A 922-nucleotide genomic window follows, 5' to 3' on the forward strand; every position below is an offset into this window, starting at 1 on the left:
TAATAGAAAAGGGTGTGCTGATATTACCCTAGCTCAACACAGTTGAAAGTCTTTCCACTGCATTCGGTGAAGAGCCATATCTACACAGTGTTTGTAGTTTCGTTTGCGTCTTTTGTCAAAGTAATCAATGATAGAAATGGATCGACGATTGATTGATTCCGAGTAAAAAACTAAGGTAGACAATGAGTTAATATCAAATCAAGAATTGATGAGCGAATGTGATTAAGGTCATGTTTTTTGTGATAGGCCGCGCGCTTATTGAATGGGATAGGCCGCACGTGCGGCCTACTTAGCGTTATAACTCAATGGAAAGCTATGCGTAAATATCACTTGCGGTGGGCTGAAGAATGGCCAAATGAATTATTCGATCTATATGATGATGATTGGAAGATAAAATTTGAACATCTTTCGGGTGTTTATATATTGGGTAGCAGTGATAATACAATGTTTACCTACCCATGGGGATCATCTCCAATATTTTATATTGGCAAGAGCCTGAATTTAATGAAGCGTTTAAGAACTCATCGCAAACAAATATTGCAAGCAGCAGATGACCACAATTCCAAATACTTTCGACCAAAGAATCAATATGGTGCTGCTTTCGGGGCAGAAACGGCTGTTTATTACTTACAAGGCTCAGAGTGTTTAGATTTGCTGGAGTCTAAAATGATTACAGACTTTTACGATACATTTGGTTCAATTCCTGTTGGTAATGGGGCATGGCCTAAAGCAATAATGACAGCAGATGATTGAGTTATAACAAGCTGTTCAAGCGGGACTTCTAACAGTTGGCTAGTTTCGCTCCGCTCAAAATTTTAGCCAACTGATTATAAGCCCCTTAACAGGGCGCTGGAGGATCCCCTCATAAATCTTTCAGTCCCGCAGAGTGAGTCAACCAGCGAAACTCGTTAATTGCCCAGCG

The 922-nt window shown here is 40.2% G+C and carries 1 protein-coding gene; it reads left to right on the forward strand.

Annotated features, from left to right (window positions below; translation table 11 throughout):
* The first annotated feature begins 315 nt into the window (after positions 1-315).
* A complete protein-coding gene (locus Q4592_RS21765; RefSeq protein ID WP_303516933.1) occupies positions 316-753 on the forward strand; it encodes a hypothetical protein in 438 nt (145 codons plus the stop codon).
* Positions 754-922 lie beyond the last annotated feature (169 nt).

Origin of the sequence: Agarivorans sp. 1_MG-2023 (assembly GCF_030548385.1) — a bacterium.
Lineage (GTDB): Bacteria > Pseudomonadota > Gammaproteobacteria > Enterobacterales > Celerinatantimonadaceae > Agarivorans.

Excerpts from the sequence above, each read along its gene's own strand:
- Q4592_RS21765 (WP_303516933.1), top strand. The coding sequence starts at position 316 with ATGCGTAAATATCACTTGCGGTGGGCTGAAGAATGGCCAAATGAATTA.